The following is a 14,532-nucleotide window of genomic DNA, read 5'->3' on the forward strand; positions in this document are numbered from 1 at the left end:
TCATGCGCAAGTACAGCAAAACAACGGGGAACTGCTACATCGTTGGTCTGCATACCGAAATACCCGCCGATGCCGTGGACATCCCCGATGACCGTTATGACCAGGTTATTGCCAATCCTGCTTTCGGCAAGATTCGCGCTCACGACCCTGATGGCCTACCGACGCTAATCGATCCTCCACCAGCAACCATCGAGGAGCGGACGGCAGCCGAACGCCTTTGGCGGGACGCCCAAATCGAAAGCGTACGCTGGTTGCGGGAGCGTCACCGTGACGAAGTCGATTCAGCCCGGCCAACGACCCTCACGGCTGAGCAGTCAGGGGAACTGCTCGATTACGTACAGGCCCTGCGCGACTGGCCGCAAACAGCGGCTTTCCCTGCCGTCGAGTTTCGGCCCATGGCGCCGTCATGGATCGCTGGGCAGGTTCAATGAACTGTTTAAGTCATCTCGTCCTGTAACCCCCTCCCCTACAAGCCCCCGCGCTCGCCCAACCGGCGCGCGCGCGGCAGCCTGTGCACTGTCATCCCAATCACTGCGCAGGCAAACCCATGACCGATTATCTCCACGGCGTGCGGGTTATCGAACTCAACGACGGCACCCGCCCCATTCGCACCATCCCCACCGCTGTTATCGGCATGGTCTGCACGGCCGACGACGCCGATGCCACCGTTTTCCCATTCGACACACCGGTATTGCTTAGCAACGTTCAAACCGCCATCGGCAAGGCCGGCACCACGGGAACCCTGGCGAAGAGTCTTCAGGCCATCGCCGACCAGACCAAGCCCTACACCATCGTCGTGCGAGTGAAGGAAGGCGCCACCGAGGCAGAAACCACCAGTGCCCTGATCGGCACCACCACGGCCGAGGGCAAATACACCGGCATGAAAGCCCTGCTCGCTGCCAAGGCCCGCCTTGGCATGGTGCCGCGCATCCTCGGAGTGCCAGGCCTCGACAGTCTGCCGGTTGCCACCACCCTGGTCACCATCGCCCAGCAGTTGCGCGCATTCGCCTACATCAGCGCCTGGGACTGCAAAACCAAGGAAGAAGTGGTCGCCTACCGTGACAACTTCGGCGCTCGGGAAGCCATGGTCATCTGGCCGGAGTTCCAGAACTGGAGCACCGTCACCAACGCGACCGTCACCGCCTCGGCCGTGGCCCGTGCATTGGGCCTGCGCGCCAAGATCGACCAGGAAGTAGGCTGGCACAAGACGCTCTCCAACGTCGCCGTCAATGGCGTGACCGGCATCAGCGCCGACGTGTTCTGGGATCTGCAAAACCCGGCCACGGACGCCAACTACCTCAACAGCAACGAAGTCACCACGCTCATCAATGAGGGCGGCTTTCGCTTCTGGGGAAGCCGCACGACCAGCGAAGACCCTTTGTTTGCCTTTGAGAACTACACGCGCACTGCGCAGATCCTCGCCGACACCATGGCCGAAGCGCATATGTGGGCCGTGGATAAGCCCATGCATGCCTCCCTGGTGCGCGACATCATCGAAGGGATCAACGCCAAATTCCGCGAGCTGATCGCGGCGGGCTACCTGATCGGCGGCAGGTGCTGGTACCCAGAGGACGCCAACGACAAGGACACGCTCAAGGCCGGCAAGCTGTTCCTGGACTACGACTACACGCCGGTACCGCCGCTGGAAGATCTCACGTTGCGGCAACGCATCACCGACCGCTACCTGATCGACTTCGCCAGCAAGATCAACAGCTAACCCGGGCCTCCCCGCAAGGGGAGGTGACCCGTGCCTGAGCAACGGAGACACGCACCATGGCTATGCCTCGCAAACTCAAAAACCTCAACCTGTTCAACGACGCCAACAGCTACTTGGGCGTGGTCAAAACCGTCACTCTGCCCCCGCTCGGCCGCAAGATGGAAGGCTATCGCGGCGGCGGCATGAACGGCCCGGTCAAGGCCGATCTGGGCTTCTCGGATGATGGCATCCAATTCGAATGGAAGACCGGCGGCCTGGATCTGATCGCACTCAAACAGTTCGGCGCCGTCAACGCCTCGGGCGTCGCGTTACGCTTCACCGGATCGTTCCAGCAGGACGACACCGCCGAGATCAGCGCCGTAGAAGTCGTAATGCGCGGCCGGCACGAAACCATCGAAATGGGCGATGCGCAGCCAGGTGAAGACACCGAGCACAGCATCACCACCACCTGCACCTATTACAAACTGATCGTCGATAACGAAGAGATCATCGAAATCGACCTGCTCAATTTCATCGAAGTCGTCGATGGCGTAGACATGATGGCCGAGCAGCGCCGAGCCCTCGGCATCTGACCAATCTCGCCCTGATCCAGGGCGGTTAACCCTGCAAACTGGAGCAAGTTATGAAACCAGAAGACACCCTCGAAGCGCTGCCCCCGGTTGACGACAACACCGTCACCCTGGACACCCCGATCACCCGTGGCAAGACCGTCATCGACAGCATCACCCTGCGCAAACCGCAATCCGGCGAGCTGCGCGGCGTGCAGTTGGTCGAGCTGCTGAACATGGACGTAGCCACCCTCATCAAGATCCTGCCGCGCATCAGCAGCCCAGGCATCACCGCCCCCGAAGCCGCCACTATGGACCCGGCCGACCTCCTCGCCTGTGGCAGCAAGATCTCCGGTTTTTTGTTGCAGAAGTCGGTGAAGACGGACGCGTCCCTCGTTGCGTAGAAGACGCCATGGCCGACCTGGCCGTGGTTTTTCACTGGGCACCGGCTGACATGGACCAGCTGGGCCTTCAAGAGCTGATGGAGTGGCGCGAGCGCGCCCGGGTGCGGAGTTCCACCGATGGCGAATGACTTAAAACTTCAGGTGCTACTCAATGCCATCGATAAGGCGAGCGGCCCCCTGAAGGCCATCAACAACGGCAGCATCGGGGCCGCCCGCGCCCTCAAGGAAGCCCGCGACCGCCTCAAGGAACTCAACGCTCAACAGAAGGACGTCAGCGCCTGGCGCACCCAGCGCGCTGCCGCCGAGCAAACCGAGCAAGCCCTCATCGCCGCCCGCGACAAAGTCAGGGCCCTGTCCCAGCAGTTCGCCGCTACAGGCGCACCAACCAAGGCCATGACCAGGGACTTCCGTGCAGCCGTTCGCGAAGCGCAGAAGCTCAAGGAACAACATCAACAACAGGGCGAACAGCTCCAGGCCCTGCGCAGCAAACTGCAAGGCGCCGGTATCAGCACCAAGAACCTGAGCAGCCACGAACGCCAGCTGCGCGAGCAAATCAGCGCCACCAACGCCAGCATCAGCGAACAGGGCAAACGTCTGGTCGCGTTGAATGCTCAGCAAAAGCGCCTTGCCATCGAGCGCGCCAAGCTGGAGAAAACGCAGAACCTCGCCGGCAACATGGCTATGAACGGCGCCGCCGGCCTGGGTGTGGGATATGCAGCGAGTCGGCCGGTGGCTAAGGCCATCGGTGCCTTTGCGCCAAACGAAGACTCGGCCACGCAACTCAAGGTTTCAATGATGGACGGCACCGGCAAGGTGTCTGAAGACTTCCAGAAAATCACCGACCTGGCGACCAAGCTTGGCGACCGCCTGCCTGGTACCACGGCCGACTTCCAGGAAATGATGACCATGCTGCGGCGCCAGGGCCTGAGCGCGCAGAGCATCCTCGGCGGCACCGGTGAAGCGGCCGCGTACCTGGGCGTTCAATTGCAGATGCCCGTAACCGCCGCGGCTGAATTCGCCGCGAAGATGCAGGACGCGACTCGAACATCCGAAAAAGACATGATGGCGCTGATGGACATCATCCAGCGCGGGTTCTACTCCGGCGTAGACCCGACCAACATGCTCCAGGGTTTCAGCAAGATCGCGCCGGTCATGGACACCATCAAGAAGTCGGGTATCGACGCCGCTGCCGAGCTGGCCCCGCTGCTGATCATGATGGACCAAGCTGGCATGGAAGGCGGTGCAGCCGGTAACGCCTACCGGAAGATCTTCCAGGCCGGCCTGGACAAGGACGGGATCAAGGACGTCAACAAAATCATGGAGCTGGAAGGCAAAAACATCCGCTTCAAGTTCACCGACAACAAAGGCAACTTCGCCGGCCTGGAGAACCTGTTCGCCCAGGTCGAAAAACTCAAATCACTGAACGACGAAGACCGCACGTCCACGATCAAACTGCTGTTCGGCGACGACTCCGAAACCATGACCACCTTGAACACCATGATGAACAAGGGAATCGCGGGTTATCGGGAAGTGCAACAAAAGCTTCAAAACCAGGCCGACTTGCGCAAGCGAGTCAACGAACAGCTCGCCACGCTCACCAACGTAATGGAGGCCGCAGAAGGCAGCTTCACCAACGCCCTGGCTGAGTTCGGCGCCGCCGTTGCGCCCGAGCTGAAACAGATCATCACCACCTTGGGAGAAGTCGCTAACAGCGTTGGCGCCTGGGCTCGTGAAAACCCGAGACTGGCGGGCGGCCTGGTGAAGGTAGTAGCGGCCGTTGCCGGTCTGGCCTTCGTGTTTGGGGGCCTGGCCTTGACGATGGCGAGTCTGCTCGGCCCTTTCGCTATGGTGCGTTACGGCATGGGCATGTTTGGCATTCGCTTGGGCATCGTGAAAGCCCAACTGATAGGCACGCGCACCGCAGCAGCAGGCGCCGGAGCCAACATTGGCAGGCTTGGGAAAGTCTGGCGGTCCCTGGTAGCCACTCGCTCGGCGGGTGGATTGCTCAGTGCGTTACCCGCTTTCGTCAGCAGCGCCCGCCTGGCTGCCGCCAGCGTGCTGCCGATGCTCGGTGGAGCGATCAGTGCCGTCGGTACCGCCATCATGGCGACGCCCATCGGCTGGCTGCTGGCGGCTATCGCCGCCCTGGTTGGTGCTGGTGTGTTGGTCTACAAGTACTGGAACCCCATCAAGGGCTTTTTCCTCGGTTTCTGGCAGGGGCTCGTCGGTGCCCTTCAACCCGTGCTCGATAGCTTTGCAGGCCTCGGCCAATCGCTGCTAAACCTGGGCCAAGTCGTCATGACGTTGCCAGGTGTCGGGGCAGCCTTGGAGCTTCTGGGTAGCATCGCTCGCCCGTTGTTCAGCTTGATCTCGGCTGGTGTCAGCAGTCTGATCAACTGGTTCGGCCAGCTACTCACTCCCGTCGAAGATGTCGGCGGCGCGGCTCAGTCAATGGGCGAGCGTTTTGGCGCAGTCATCGGCAACATGCTCAGCCTTTTGTTGGGTCTACCCGCACAGTTCGCTGAACTGGGTACGCAGATGATTCAAGGCCTAGCAAATGGCATCACCAACAGCCTGACCGTAGCCAAGGAGGCCATTACCGGGGCAGGCGATGCGGTGATTGGTTGGTTCAAGGAAAAGCTCGACATCCACAGCCCCTCGCGTGTGTTCGCGGAGCTGGGCGGCTTCACCATGGCAGGCCTTGCTCAGGGGCTTGAGGGCAGCCAGAACGGGCCGCTGAGCGCCATGACCAGCCTGAGCAAACAACTCACGGCAGCCGGCACACTGGCCCTCGGCGCAACCGCCATGCCTCTGGCCGCCATGCCGTTGCCGCAATTTCCGGTCGGGGCTGCCGGTGCCTCTTCGTTGTCGATCGATGATCGTGCGCCCATCAGCCCTGCACCGGCGCCGGTTCATGACAGCCACGACACCTACGAAATCAACATCCACACCACGCCAGGCATGGACGCCCAGGCGATCAGCCGCGCCGTGCGGGCCGAGCTGGCGCGTATCGCTAGCGAGAAAGCCGCACGCCAGCGCAGCAAACTGTCAGATCTGGAGTAATCCCCATGATGCTTGCCTTGGGCATGTTCGTGTTCAGCCTGTCCACCGCCGCTTACCAAAAGCTGCAACGCCAAACCGAATGGCGCCATGCGAGCAACAGCCGCGTCGGCGCCGCTCCGGCTCGGCAGTTTGTCGGTCGCGGCGACGACACCATCACCCTGCCCGGCGTCATCCTGCCGGAACTGGCCGGCAGCGCCTTGAGCCTCGACGCCCTGCGCCTGATGGCAAACACCGGCAGGGCGTGGCCGATGGTTGAAGGCAGCGGCCGAATCTACGGCCTGTGGATTATCGATGGCCTGAGCGAAACCAAAACGCTGTTCTTCCGTGACGGCACGCCTCGGCGTATTGAATTCACGATCAACCTCAAGCGCATCGATGACGACCGGATCGATCTCCTCGGCGCTGGCACCAGCGCAGGCGTCAACATCTTGAGGGCGTTGCTGTGATTGATGCGACCCTGTCGAAGGTTACCGGCTACGTCGAAGATCTGGTCGAACGCTACCGCCGCGATGCTGCCTACCCGGTGCCGGCGTTTCGAATCACGGTCGATGGCAACGACATCGCCCAGTTGATCAGTCCACGGCTGATGAGCCTGGAGCTGACCGACAATCGCGGGATCGAGGCAGACCAACTCAGCATCACCCTCAGCGACCACGACGGCCTGCTGGCGATCCCGCCCAAGGGCGCGGTCATTCGGTTGTGGCTGGGTTGGAGCGACACAGGCTTGGTGGACAAAGGCACCTATACCGTCGATGAAACCGAGCATAGCGGTGCTCCGGACGTGCTGAGCATTCGCGCTCGCTCTGCCGACTTGCGCAAAGGCCTGAAGACCAAGCGCGAGCGCAGTTGGAGCAACACCACCCTCGGCGACGTCCTGGGCGACATCGCCCTGGGCAACGGCCTCACGGCCACTATCGCCGGCGCCCTGGACGGTTTGCCTATCCTGCAGTTGGACCAGGCCAACGAGTCCGATGCCAACCTCATCAGCCGCGTAGGGGAAGAATTCGATGCGGTGGTCACCGTCAAGGCCGGCTGCCTGCTGTGCCTGCCGGCGGGCGGCGGCAAGACTGCCACCGGCGCTGAGCTGCCGCATATAACCCTCACCCGCGTCGATGGCGACCAACACCGTTATCTGCAAGCTGACCGCGACAACTACGACGGTGTGCGCGCCTATTTTTACGACGTGAACAGTGCGAAGAAACAGGAGGCCATCGCCGGCGGTGGCGAGAACCTCAAAGACCTGCGCCATACCTTCAGCGACCGCCAGTCCGCCCTGCGCGCTGCCCGGGCGGAATTCAACCGACTGCAACGTGGCAGCGCGACGCTGAGCTACACCCTCGCCCGGGGTCGGCCTGACCTGATTCCCGAACTGACCTACACGCTCCAGGGCGTGAAGCCGGAGATTGACGAGATCATCTGGTACGGCGGAAACGTGCAGCACACCCTGAGCCCGGACAATGGATACACCGTCAGCCTGGAGCTGGAGAGCAAGTTGCCCGAGGATACGGTTGAGGGATTGGCCGAGGAAAACAAAGGGGATTACACAGGGATCATCGCGTACTACCGCGACAAGAAAACCGGGAAGGAAAAGACTGTAACGGCGGGAGATCAGAGTAAGCCGAGGCGGTTGCGGTGGTTGTATGCTTCGGAGAAGACAGCAAAGAGAGCGGTTGATCGGGAATACAGAAGAATGAAGAAGTAGCGCATAGCCACCAATCTGCTATCTTGGCTTGTAATGTCAAGGAGCCGGATAATGAATCTTATTACTACTGAAGAATTGGACGCAACACTTGAAGAGTATGACGCCAAACTGCCTAAAATTGACGGCATTAAAAGTATCCTTTGGAAAACTACCAATCAGTGTCAAGTACTTCTAAATGAATCAGCAGCCATCACCAAGCCTGTTAAAATAACCGGTGCAGCAAAACGCTTTACACCCAACGGTCTTTTTTATTTAGAGTATCTCAGCTTTAATGGCACAAGCCCAAGACTTGCGAACTCCCTAACTGTAATTGTAAAGCCCGTTGACGCCCCCATATTTACGCTCAAACTCAAATCTAATAAAGACACCACATTTAGTTTTGGGTTTGTTCGTAAGTTCTGTGAATGGTTCGAAATTTACAGCACTGTATCCAGCCCTAAACCACTTCTAACCAAAATCAATGTTTACGGCACCGACTCCGTACAACTGACAAATTTTGCAAATGACATAGAATTCATCATACATTCTCGCGACAACTTTGAATCCATAAAAGAAGAACTTAAAAAAGAAATCACCGACTCCACAACCAAACATATAGCACTAACAGAACAAAACACCGAGCTAAACAGAACAGTAACAACATACCACCTCGAACTAAACCGTCTTGAAAAATTACTTGAAAACTCACAAACACAGCTACAAGAAGAAAGCTCAAAACTAATCCAATTAAAACTCGAAGCCAATCATGCGGAAGAGAGGCTAACATCAGCTTCGAACAACATCACACAACTACAAGAAACTTCCGACGAACTAAACAAGAATATATCCGTATTAAATAGCGAACTGAAAAAACTGACCTCCGACAAGAATCTAATATCAGATGAATACGGACCTTACGTGAAGGAAGGAAGTTCACAGGCAAAAGTTTATTCAGCCCTTATGACTATTCCACTAGCAGCTATTTTCTTTTCGATTTATCAGCTATATGCTGGAGCTAGCAAGCTCCTTGCTACCGAAAACCAATCAGCTATAGAAATATTAGCAGCCTTTATCCTGAGAATCCCTTTTGCAGCCATATTTGGAGTAGCGATTTATTACAGCTGGAAAATAGCAAGCGCAATGATCCAGCGAGTATTCAAGATCCATAGCGACCGCCTAACACTAGCTAAGCTCTTAGTCGTTGCACGGGAAACCGTTCATTCATCTGCTAAAAATCTATCTATTACGGACCACGAAAAATTTCAAGAACAGACCTCACTTAAAATTGAAGTTCTAAAAAGCCACATGGCTCGCGATCTCAATGAAGGCTTTTCTTACAAACCCGTACCTAACCAGAAACAAACCGTAAAAGAAGCTTCAGCTGAGGCTTCACCGGAAGCAGTTAATGATGAGCTTGTTCCACAGGACCTAAGGAGCCCTGCTTAACGCGACTAGTCAGCGTTGTCGTAGGAAAACCCGGCTCATGGCCGGGTTAGTTTTACTTGGGGGTAAGCAGTACATTAAGAAAACGAATCAAGTCTTGCTGACTAATCTCGTCGAGCAGCCTGAATAGCTGAACAAATTTCAGTTCACGCTCATTCAACTCAGACCATCCAACTGCTTCTAATTGATCGACATCTACCTTATTCATCACCGACATGTGTCACTCCATTCAACACGTTCGGGCGCCCGGTACCAACATCGGTACCAACCAAAGCACCCGGGGAGTGCGTCATTCTCAGCATGTTTGGGTGTGTCACCAGCCCATCGGAAAAAATTTTATTGCAAATTACGCACCGGCGCAGAGCGCCTGCGCACGTTGGACGATATCGCTGTAGTCCATTTTTATGGATGGCATCGTAGGGTTGGGTTTGGTGATGTCATGGCCGTCAGACCAACCGCGATCTTTTGCCTGACTCCGTGCACTACCGCTCAACGCATAGACAGTCCCATCCGAGGTTCGGGCCAACGCCTTGGGCGACGGTCCGAAGCACAGCAGCTCAACGCTATCGACCGTAAACGGCCAAGCATCTCCGTAGTCCTTGCTCGAAACCTTCTGGGTCTTCTCCTGGGCACCACACACGCCCGAAGCCAACATTGCCAGCACCATGACTGATGTCGTCATCCTTTTCATGCCACAACTCCTTATCTTTTAACTGTAAAAGCCCTAAGTAGGCGCATCACCGCGCCTTTGTCCTCATCGTCCAGGCTGCGCACATGCATTACGATTTCCAAGTCATCGTCGGACAGCTGATTTTCTCCCACAGATGAGCGCTGGCCGGTCACCACGTAAAGAACATCCACCCCTTGTTCAGCAACTGCCGCCAGGTAACTGGCATCCGGGCTGCGCTCGCCCTTCTCATAGTTGTACTGACTGTTTTTCGAGGCGCCAGCCTTCGCCGCGAACTCGGTCTGATTGAAGCCCAAGCGCTCGCGCTCTTCTTTTAGGCGATCACCAATTCCCACAAACGTCTCCATGACGATTTGACATTCCCACAATCATGGGAAATACTTCGCCTGTCATCACACGAAATCACACGAAACGAGACTATGCCGAACGCATACCCCACGGAGCAAGCTTGCCGAAAGGCACGTGAGCGCCTCACGCATCAAGGCCTCTCGGCCAAAGACTGGGCCGATCAGCACAACTTGACCCCGTCCACGGTGTACGCCGTGTTGAACGGACAGAAGAAATGCCTGCGGGGTGAGTCCCACCGCGCAGCGGTGTTGCTCGGTATCAAAGACGGCGTCCTCACAAATTAGGCCCGTTGGCTCAGGTAGGAAACCAGAAGATGAAACGTTCAGTTCTAGCCAACCGCAAAGACGTAGTCAGCGCCGTCATTGCTGCGTACCCCGGGGGCCGGCATTACGCTGCGGCTGACCTTGGAATGCCGATCAAGAAGTTTGATAACCAGGCCTATGAGAACGCTGGCAGCCGGCCTCTGAGCGACGAACATATCCATCGCCTCGAGCAAATTGCAGGTACGTCATATCTCGCGGATTACATCACCGGCATGTATGGCGGCATGTTTGTGCCCGTCGCGGTGCCTGGAACGCTGGATAACGTCGAGCTGTACAACCGCTCGGTAAGAGCCGCCGCCAAGCGTGGGTTGGTTGACCAGATCATTGCCCAAGCGCTGGACGACGGTGTCATTGAGCATGGTGAGGCCGAAGTAATCGTGTCAGCCCTGATGAAGTACATGTCCGCGCGCTACGCCGAGGTGCTAGCGACCATTCAACTGCACGGCCGGGGGTTCGCTGGGTGAGCACCTACAAACTTGTCTGCCCTCACTGCCTGGGCCGCATGCGCATCCGCACCAGCGAAGGCACACACATTTTCCTGCGGGTGGCCTACCTGCAATGCACCAACGAAGCCTGCGGCTGGTCGGTGCGGGCGGAGTTCGAAATGACTCATGAAATGAGCCCAAGCGGCATGGCGAACCCCGCCGTCAAGCTGCCCATCGCTGACATTGTCCTACGCCGTGCCGCGATGAAGTCCGCCAACGATCAACCCGACCTGCTCGACCAAATGGAAATGGAGTGTGCGCAATGAACCATGAACAGCTTGACCACGATTACCGCAGCAGCATGCAACGTGCCGCATTCGCTTATCTGGAACGGCACGAAGCGCAGCACCTGGTGGATTCGGACCTGCTGTATGAAAACTGCGTCCGGCACATGACCACCGCATTGGAAGTACCAGTTTTCATGGCGCAGCAACTGGTGCACAACGCCTGGACTGAATTGCAGATCATCAACCAACGCAAGTGGATCGGCGTGGACTGGGGCTCCAGCCCTGGCAGCACCGTCGTGCATTTGATCGACACCCGGGCGGACCTTCGCTACCCGGTCCCGGCAAGGCTGCTACCACAGACGATGCTGGCCCAGCGCGATGCCGCGCTGAAGCAACAACCTCAGTAACCCCCTTTTAAACAACCCGCCCTACCCCGCTTCCCGTGGGTTTGGGTGAGCTTTGCCCGAAATCCGAGGTGGACCATGGAAATCGACGTCGCCATCACCGCAAAACTGCCCCGCGAAGAGGCCGAAGCGCTGCTCCAGGCGCTACGGAATCAGTACGCCCAGCAGTTTAACGAGCATTGGTACGACGACCGCTTTCGCATGATCCCCGAGGGTTTACGGCATGGCTCGTTGCTCGCGGCCTTCCCGGTAATGGCCGCGCAAAAACGCCTGATTGGCGCCCTTAAACACAGTCTCGGCGAAGTGAAATAAGCCCCGATGAATAAGCGACTCGTCCCCACCCATGGCGCAAAGGCTTTTGTACGCGAGCCCATGGAGCACAAGCTGCGCGCCGACGTGCTTCAGCGCCTTGAGTCAGATTACGGCCTGCAACATATGGCCGGCACGCATTACATGCGCAAGGGTACTTGCCCACAGTGCAATCAGAAGCGCCTGTTTTCTCGTCACGATGAACCGTGGTTTATCCGCTGCGGCCGCGAGGAAAAGTGTCGGTACCAGGCCCCGGTAAAGGAGCTGTACCCCGACCTGTTTGACGATTGGAGCAAGCGTGCGCCAGCCACCAATGACCAGCCAACCGCCACCGCAAAGGCGTACCTGACCTTTGCTCGCGGCTTCCGCCTGGAACTGATTGAAGGTTGGTACACCCAGGAAAGTTATTTTGACCGCGACCTAAATATCGGCTCGGCCACGGTGCGGTTCCCTCTCGAACATGGCGGTTATTGGGAACGCCTGATTGACCAGCCCTCGCGCTTTGGTAAGAAGAAAGCCCGTTTCCAACCCAAGCAAAGCTACAAGGGCTACTGGTGGTGCCCACCTTGTGTTGATGTTCTTCAGGTTGATGAACTGTGGATTGTCGAAGGCATTTTCGACGCCATAGCGCTCATCCATAACGGCATTTCTGCGGTCGCCGCGCTGTCCTCGAATGCATTCCCTGAAGAATCGCTCAAGACATTGATCGCGGACTGTGAAGGAAAGCCGCCCAAGTTGGTTTGGGCATTGGACAACGAGCCTGGCGCGCAGAAATACACCCGCTCATGGGTCAAGCAAGCCCGGGAGTTGGGCTTTTTTTGCGAGGCTGCCCAGATCCTGCAGCCCGATAACCGCAAGGTCGATTGGAATGACCTGCATCAGCGCTGGGCTTTTTTGGACGATGACGAGGCACGAGCGCAGCGAATTGAAAAAGACCTCAAAGAAGCCAGGCACCAGGGCGCGCTGCTGATTGCCGAAAGCGCCAGCGACAAGGCCCTGCTCATGTACCAGTGGCGCGAGCGGGAGGAGTTCCACTTCTGCTTCGACTCGCGCTTGTACTGGTGGAAGCTGGACATTTCCAAATTCAACAGTGCCAAACAGGCGCTTGATGACAGCGACAAACAGGAAGACCAACTGCTCAACGAAAAGGCCATTCGCGAAAAGGCACTGCGCATGTCTGGCTGCGTTGTCGAGATCGCGAATTGCTACCCCAAGGCACTGTATTTCCAGCGCAACGAGATAACCGACGAGTCCTGGTATTTCTTCCGCGTCGATTTCCCACACGACGGCGGCTCAGTGAAAAACACCTTCACCGGCGGCCAGGTCGCTGCTGCCAGTGAGTTCAAGAAAAGGCTTCTTGGCATGGGCGCCGGGGCCGTGTTCACCGGCAGCGGACAGCAGCTGGACAAAATCATGAAAGACCAACTGTTCGGCATTAAAACCGTTCAGACCATCGACTACGTCGGCTACAGCCGGGAGTACGGCTGCTACGTGTTCAACGATGTAGCCGTTCGCGAAGGGCAACTGATCACCATCAACGAAGAAGAGTTTTTCGAAATGGGCAAGCTGAAACTCAAGAGCTTGCAGAAAGGGGTAAAAATCCAATTAACCAAGGATGCCAAAAACTACGACCCGCGCTGGCTGGATCTGCTGTGGCAATGCTTCGGTACGCAGGGAATCGTCGCCCTGACGTTTTGGTTCGGCTCGCTGTTTGCTGAGCAAATCCGTCATCGCTACCAGTCGTTCCCCTTTCTTGAGGCCACCGGTGAAGCCGGCGCCGGCAAGACGACCTTGCTGACGTTGTTATGGAAGCTACTCGGCCGTGATGGGTATGAGGGCTTTGACCCTTCCAAATCCACCAAGGCCGGCCGCAGCCGCTTGATGGGCCAGGTGTCTGGCATGCCTATCGTGTTGCTGGAATCCGACCGAAGCGGCGAAGACAAGGCGCACTCCAAAACTTTCGAATGGGATGAACTGAAGGACTATTACGGCGGCGGCACCCTGGCGACCAAAGGGGTTAAAACCGCCGGCAACGAGACATATGAGCCACCCTTTCGAGGAACGATCGCCATCAGCCAGAACGCGCCGGTAGTGGCCTCCGAAGCGATCATGACCCGGATCGTCAAACTGCACTTCGTGCGACCGAACGTAACCCCGGAGAGCCGCGCTGCTGCGGACTTACTCAACGCCTTGGAAGGCGCGACGCTGAGCAACTTCGTGTTGCAGGCCGTGCGCAAAGAAGCCGAGGTCATGGATCTGTTTGCACAGCGCCTGCCCGGCTACGAAGCGAAACTGCGCTGCCTGCACTCGCACTGCTTCGCTTGCGATACCCCTTTCAAAGACGAGCAAAGCGACTGTGCCCATTGCGGCAACAAGCTACGCGGTTACATCCGTGTCGAGCGTATCAACAAGAACCACGCCCAACTGCTCGCGTTGCTCGACTGCCTGCGGATGGTGGTTTCGCTCACCGATGCGCAGATCAGCAACACCCGCACCCAGATCATTCGCATGGCGATAGAGCGCCAGGCCTCCATCAGTTCTGATCATCCGGTCGTGGCCGAATTTTGGGAGGTATACGAATACCTCGAAAGCCTTGACGCCGATGGGCCCGTGGTCAACCACAGCAAGAAAGACAACATCATCGCCATCAACCTCAACGACTTCGTGAAGTGCGCCGCCGAGCATCGCCAAAAAATTGCCGATGTCAGCGAGCTGCGCGAGCGGCTGAAGGACTCCCGCTCTCGAAAGCTGATCGACATCAACAAGGCAACGGACAGCGCGGTACGGGCTTACCAGGCCAAGCACAGCAACGCGGTCATCACCAAGCAGCCCATCGTGAAGTGTTGGCACTTCCAGGCTTGACCAATCAACAGCACATACACCAGGCGCGGC

The 14,532-nt window shown here is 57.6% G+C and carries 18 protein-coding genes; 15 read left to right on the forward strand and 3 right to left on the reverse strand.

What is annotated here, in order from left to right:
* Window positions 1–2 precede the first annotated feature (2 nt).
* The 9 genes from AO356_RS02055 to AO356_RS02090 all read left to right on the forward strand — a co-directional run bounded on the left by AO356_RS02055 (window position 3) and on the right by AO356_RS02090 (window position 8,859).
* Window positions 3–431, forward strand: a complete 429-nt coding sequence (locus AO356_RS02055; protein ID WP_060738367.1) for a phage tail assembly chaperone — start codon at window positions 3–5, stop codon at window positions 429–431.
* Between the two features lie 116 nt (window positions 432–547).
* Window positions 548–1,717, forward strand: coding sequence for a phage tail sheath protein (locus AO356_RS02060; protein WP_060738368.1), 1,170 nt, complete (start codon window positions 548–550; stop codon window positions 1,715–1,717).
* A gap of 56 nt (window positions 1,718–1,773) precedes the next feature.
* On the forward strand, window positions 1,774–2,289 hold the full coding sequence (locus AO356_RS02065; RefSeq protein WP_060738369.1) for a phage major tail tube protein: 516 nt from the start codon (window positions 1,774–1,776) through the stop codon (window positions 2,287–2,289).
* Between the two features lie 50 nt (window positions 2,290–2,339).
* Window positions 2,340–2,669: a phage tail assembly protein gene (locus AO356_RS02070; protein ID WP_060738370.1), complete on the forward strand. Its 330-nt coding sequence runs from the start codon at window positions 2,340–2,342 to the stop codon at window positions 2,667–2,669.
* 8 nt (window positions 2,670–2,677) lie between these two features.
* Window positions 2,678–2,797, forward strand: coding sequence for a GpE family phage tail protein (locus AO356_RS30550; RefSeq protein ID WP_003183333.1), 120 nt, complete (start codon window positions 2,678–2,680; stop codon window positions 2,795–2,797).
* Window positions 2,787–5,732 (forward strand): phage tail tape measure protein, encoded by a 2,946-nt coding sequence (locus AO356_RS02075; protein WP_060738371.1) that lies wholly within the window; start codon window positions 2,787–2,789, stop codon window positions 5,730–5,732. Before AO356_RS30550 ends, AO356_RS02075 begins: the two co-directional genes overlap by 11 nt.
* A 5-nt stretch (window positions 5,733–5,737) precedes the next feature.
* Window positions 5,738–6,178 carry a phage tail protein gene (locus AO356_RS02080; RefSeq protein ID WP_060738372.1) on the forward strand — a complete coding sequence of 147 codons (441 nt, stop codon included), beginning with the start codon at window positions 5,738–5,740 and terminating at the stop codon, window positions 6,176–6,178.
* On the forward strand, window positions 6,175–7,434 hold the full coding sequence (locus AO356_RS02085) for a phage late control D family protein (RefSeq protein ID WP_060738373.1): 1,260 nt from the start codon (window positions 6,175–6,177) through the stop codon (window positions 7,432–7,434). The genes AO356_RS02080 and AO356_RS02085 overlap by 4 nt, the downstream gene beginning before the upstream one ends.
* A 51-nt stretch (window positions 7,435–7,485) precedes the next feature.
* The gene (locus AO356_RS02090) at window positions 7,486–8,859 is read left to right on the forward strand and encodes a hypothetical protein (protein ID WP_060738374.1); all 1,374 of its coding nucleotides are present in this window, start codon (window positions 7,486–7,488) and stop codon (window positions 8,857–8,859) included.
* Between the two features lie 52 nt (window positions 8,860–8,911).
* Here the strand turns inward: AO356_RS02090 and AO356_RS32690 are convergent, their stop codons facing one another.
* From AO356_RS32690 to AO356_RS02100, 3 genes are all read right to left on the reverse strand, one after another.
* On the reverse strand, window positions 8,912–9,073 hold the full coding sequence (locus AO356_RS32690; RefSeq protein WP_160320210.1) for a hypothetical protein: 162 nt from the start codon (window positions 9,071–9,073) through the stop codon (window positions 8,912–8,914).
* A gap of 129 nt (window positions 9,074–9,202) precedes the next feature.
* On the reverse strand, window positions 9,203–9,547 hold the full coding sequence (locus tag AO356_RS02095) for a DUF2511 domain-containing protein (RefSeq protein WP_060738375.1): 345 nt from the start codon (window positions 9,545–9,547) through the stop codon (window positions 9,203–9,205).
* Between the two features lie 11 nt (window positions 9,548–9,558).
* Window positions 9,559–9,879 carry a helix-turn-helix domain-containing protein gene (locus AO356_RS02100; RefSeq protein ID WP_060743058.1) on the reverse strand — a complete coding sequence of 107 codons (321 nt, stop codon included), beginning with the start codon at window positions 9,877–9,879 and terminating at the stop codon, window positions 9,559–9,561.
* 84 nt (window positions 9,880–9,963) lie between these two features.
* On the opposite strand from AO356_RS02100, the gene AO356_RS02105 reads away from it, so the two are divergent.
* From AO356_RS02105 to AO356_RS02130, 6 genes are all read left to right on the forward strand, one after another.
* Entirely contained in the window at window positions 9,964–10,176 is a 213-nt protein-coding gene (locus AO356_RS02105; protein WP_060738376.1) for a DNA-binding protein, read from the forward strand.
* 29 nt (window positions 10,177–10,205) lie between these two features.
* A complete protein-coding gene (locus AO356_RS02110; protein ID WP_060738377.1) occupies window positions 10,206–10,679 on the forward strand; it encodes a YmfL family putative regulatory protein in 474 nt (157 codons plus the stop codon).
* Window positions 10,676–10,966: an ogr/Delta-like zinc finger family protein gene (locus AO356_RS02115; protein WP_060738378.1), complete on the forward strand. Its 291-nt coding sequence runs from the start codon at window positions 10,676–10,678 to the stop codon at window positions 10,964–10,966. The genes AO356_RS02110 and AO356_RS02115 overlap by 4 nt, the downstream gene beginning before the upstream one ends.
* Complete coding sequence (locus AO356_RS02120; protein ID WP_060738379.1) at window positions 10,963–11,334, forward strand: hypothetical protein; 372 nt, start codon at window positions 10,963–10,965, stop codon at window positions 11,332–11,334. The genes AO356_RS02115 and AO356_RS02120 overlap by 4 nt, the downstream gene beginning before the upstream one ends.
* Window positions 11,335–11,409: 75 nt before the next feature.
* Window positions 11,410–11,643, forward strand: coding sequence for a hypothetical protein (locus AO356_RS02125; protein WP_003183349.1), 234 nt, complete (start codon window positions 11,410–11,412; stop codon window positions 11,641–11,643).
* A 6-nt stretch (window positions 11,644–11,649) separates the two neighbouring features.
* Window positions 11,650–14,502: a toprim domain-containing protein gene (locus tag AO356_RS02130; RefSeq protein WP_081015305.1), complete on the forward strand. Its 2,853-nt coding sequence runs from the start codon at window positions 11,650–11,652 to the stop codon at window positions 14,500–14,502.
* Window positions 14,503–14,532 lie beyond the last annotated feature (30 nt).

The organism is Pseudomonas fluorescens (assembly GCF_001307275.1).
Lineage (GTDB): Bacteria > Pseudomonadota > Gammaproteobacteria > Pseudomonadales > Pseudomonadaceae > Aquipseudomonas > Aquipseudomonas fluorescens_AA.

Bases quoted from the DNA above. Each gene is read 5' to 3' on its own strand.
- AO356_RS02090 (WP_060738374.1), top strand. From the start codon at position 7,486: ATGAATCTTATTACTACTGAAGAATTGGACGCAACACTTGAAGAGTAT.
- AO356_RS02080 (WP_060738372.1), top strand. From the start codon at position 5,738: ATGATGCTTGCCTTGGGCATGTTCGTGTTCAGCCTGTCCACCGCCGCT.
- AO356_RS02060 (WP_060738368.1), top strand. From the start codon at position 548: ATGACCGATTATCTCCACGGCGTGCGGGTTATCGAACTCAACGACGGC.
- AO356_RS02120 (WP_060738379.1), top strand. From the start codon at position 10,963: ATGAACCATGAACAGCTTGACCACGATTACCGCAGCAGCATGCAACGT.
- AO356_RS02125 (WP_003183349.1), top strand. From the start codon at position 11,410: ATGGAAATCGACGTCGCCATCACCGCAAAACTGCCCCGCGAAGAGGCC.
- AO356_RS02075 (WP_060738371.1), top strand. From the start codon at position 2,787: ATGGCGAATGACTTAAAACTTCAGGTGCTACTCAATGCCATCGATAAG.
- AO356_RS02055 (WP_060738367.1), top strand. From the start codon at position 3: ATGCGCAAGTACAGCAAAACAACGGGGAACTGCTACATCGTTGGTCTG.
- AO356_RS30550 (WP_003183333.1), top strand. From the start codon at position 2,678: ATGGCCGACCTGGCCGTGGTTTTTCACTGGGCACCGGCTGACATGGAC.
- AO356_RS02105 (WP_060738376.1), top strand. From the start codon at position 9,964: ATGCCGAACGCATACCCCACGGAGCAAGCTTGCCGAAAGGCACGTGAG.
- AO356_RS02095 (WP_060738375.1), bottom strand. From the start codon at position 9,547: ATGAAAAGGATGACGACATCAGTCATGGTGCTGGCAATGTTGGCTTCG.
- AO356_RS02130 (WP_081015305.1), top strand. From the start codon at position 11,650: ATGAATAAGCGACTCGTCCCCACCCATGGCGCAAAGGCTTTTGTACGC.
- AO356_RS02110 (WP_060738377.1), top strand. From the start codon at position 10,206: ATGAAACGTTCAGTTCTAGCCAACCGCAAAGACGTAGTCAGCGCCGTC.
- AO356_RS02070 (WP_060738370.1), top strand. From the start codon at position 2,340: ATGAAACCAGAAGACACCCTCGAAGCGCTGCCCCCGGTTGACGACAAC.
- AO356_RS32690 (WP_160320210.1), bottom strand. From the start codon at position 9,073: ATGTCGGTGATGAATAAGGTAGATGTCGATCAATTAGAAGCAGTTGGA.
- AO356_RS02065 (WP_060738369.1), top strand. From the start codon at position 1,774: ATGGCTATGCCTCGCAAACTCAAAAACCTCAACCTGTTCAACGACGCC.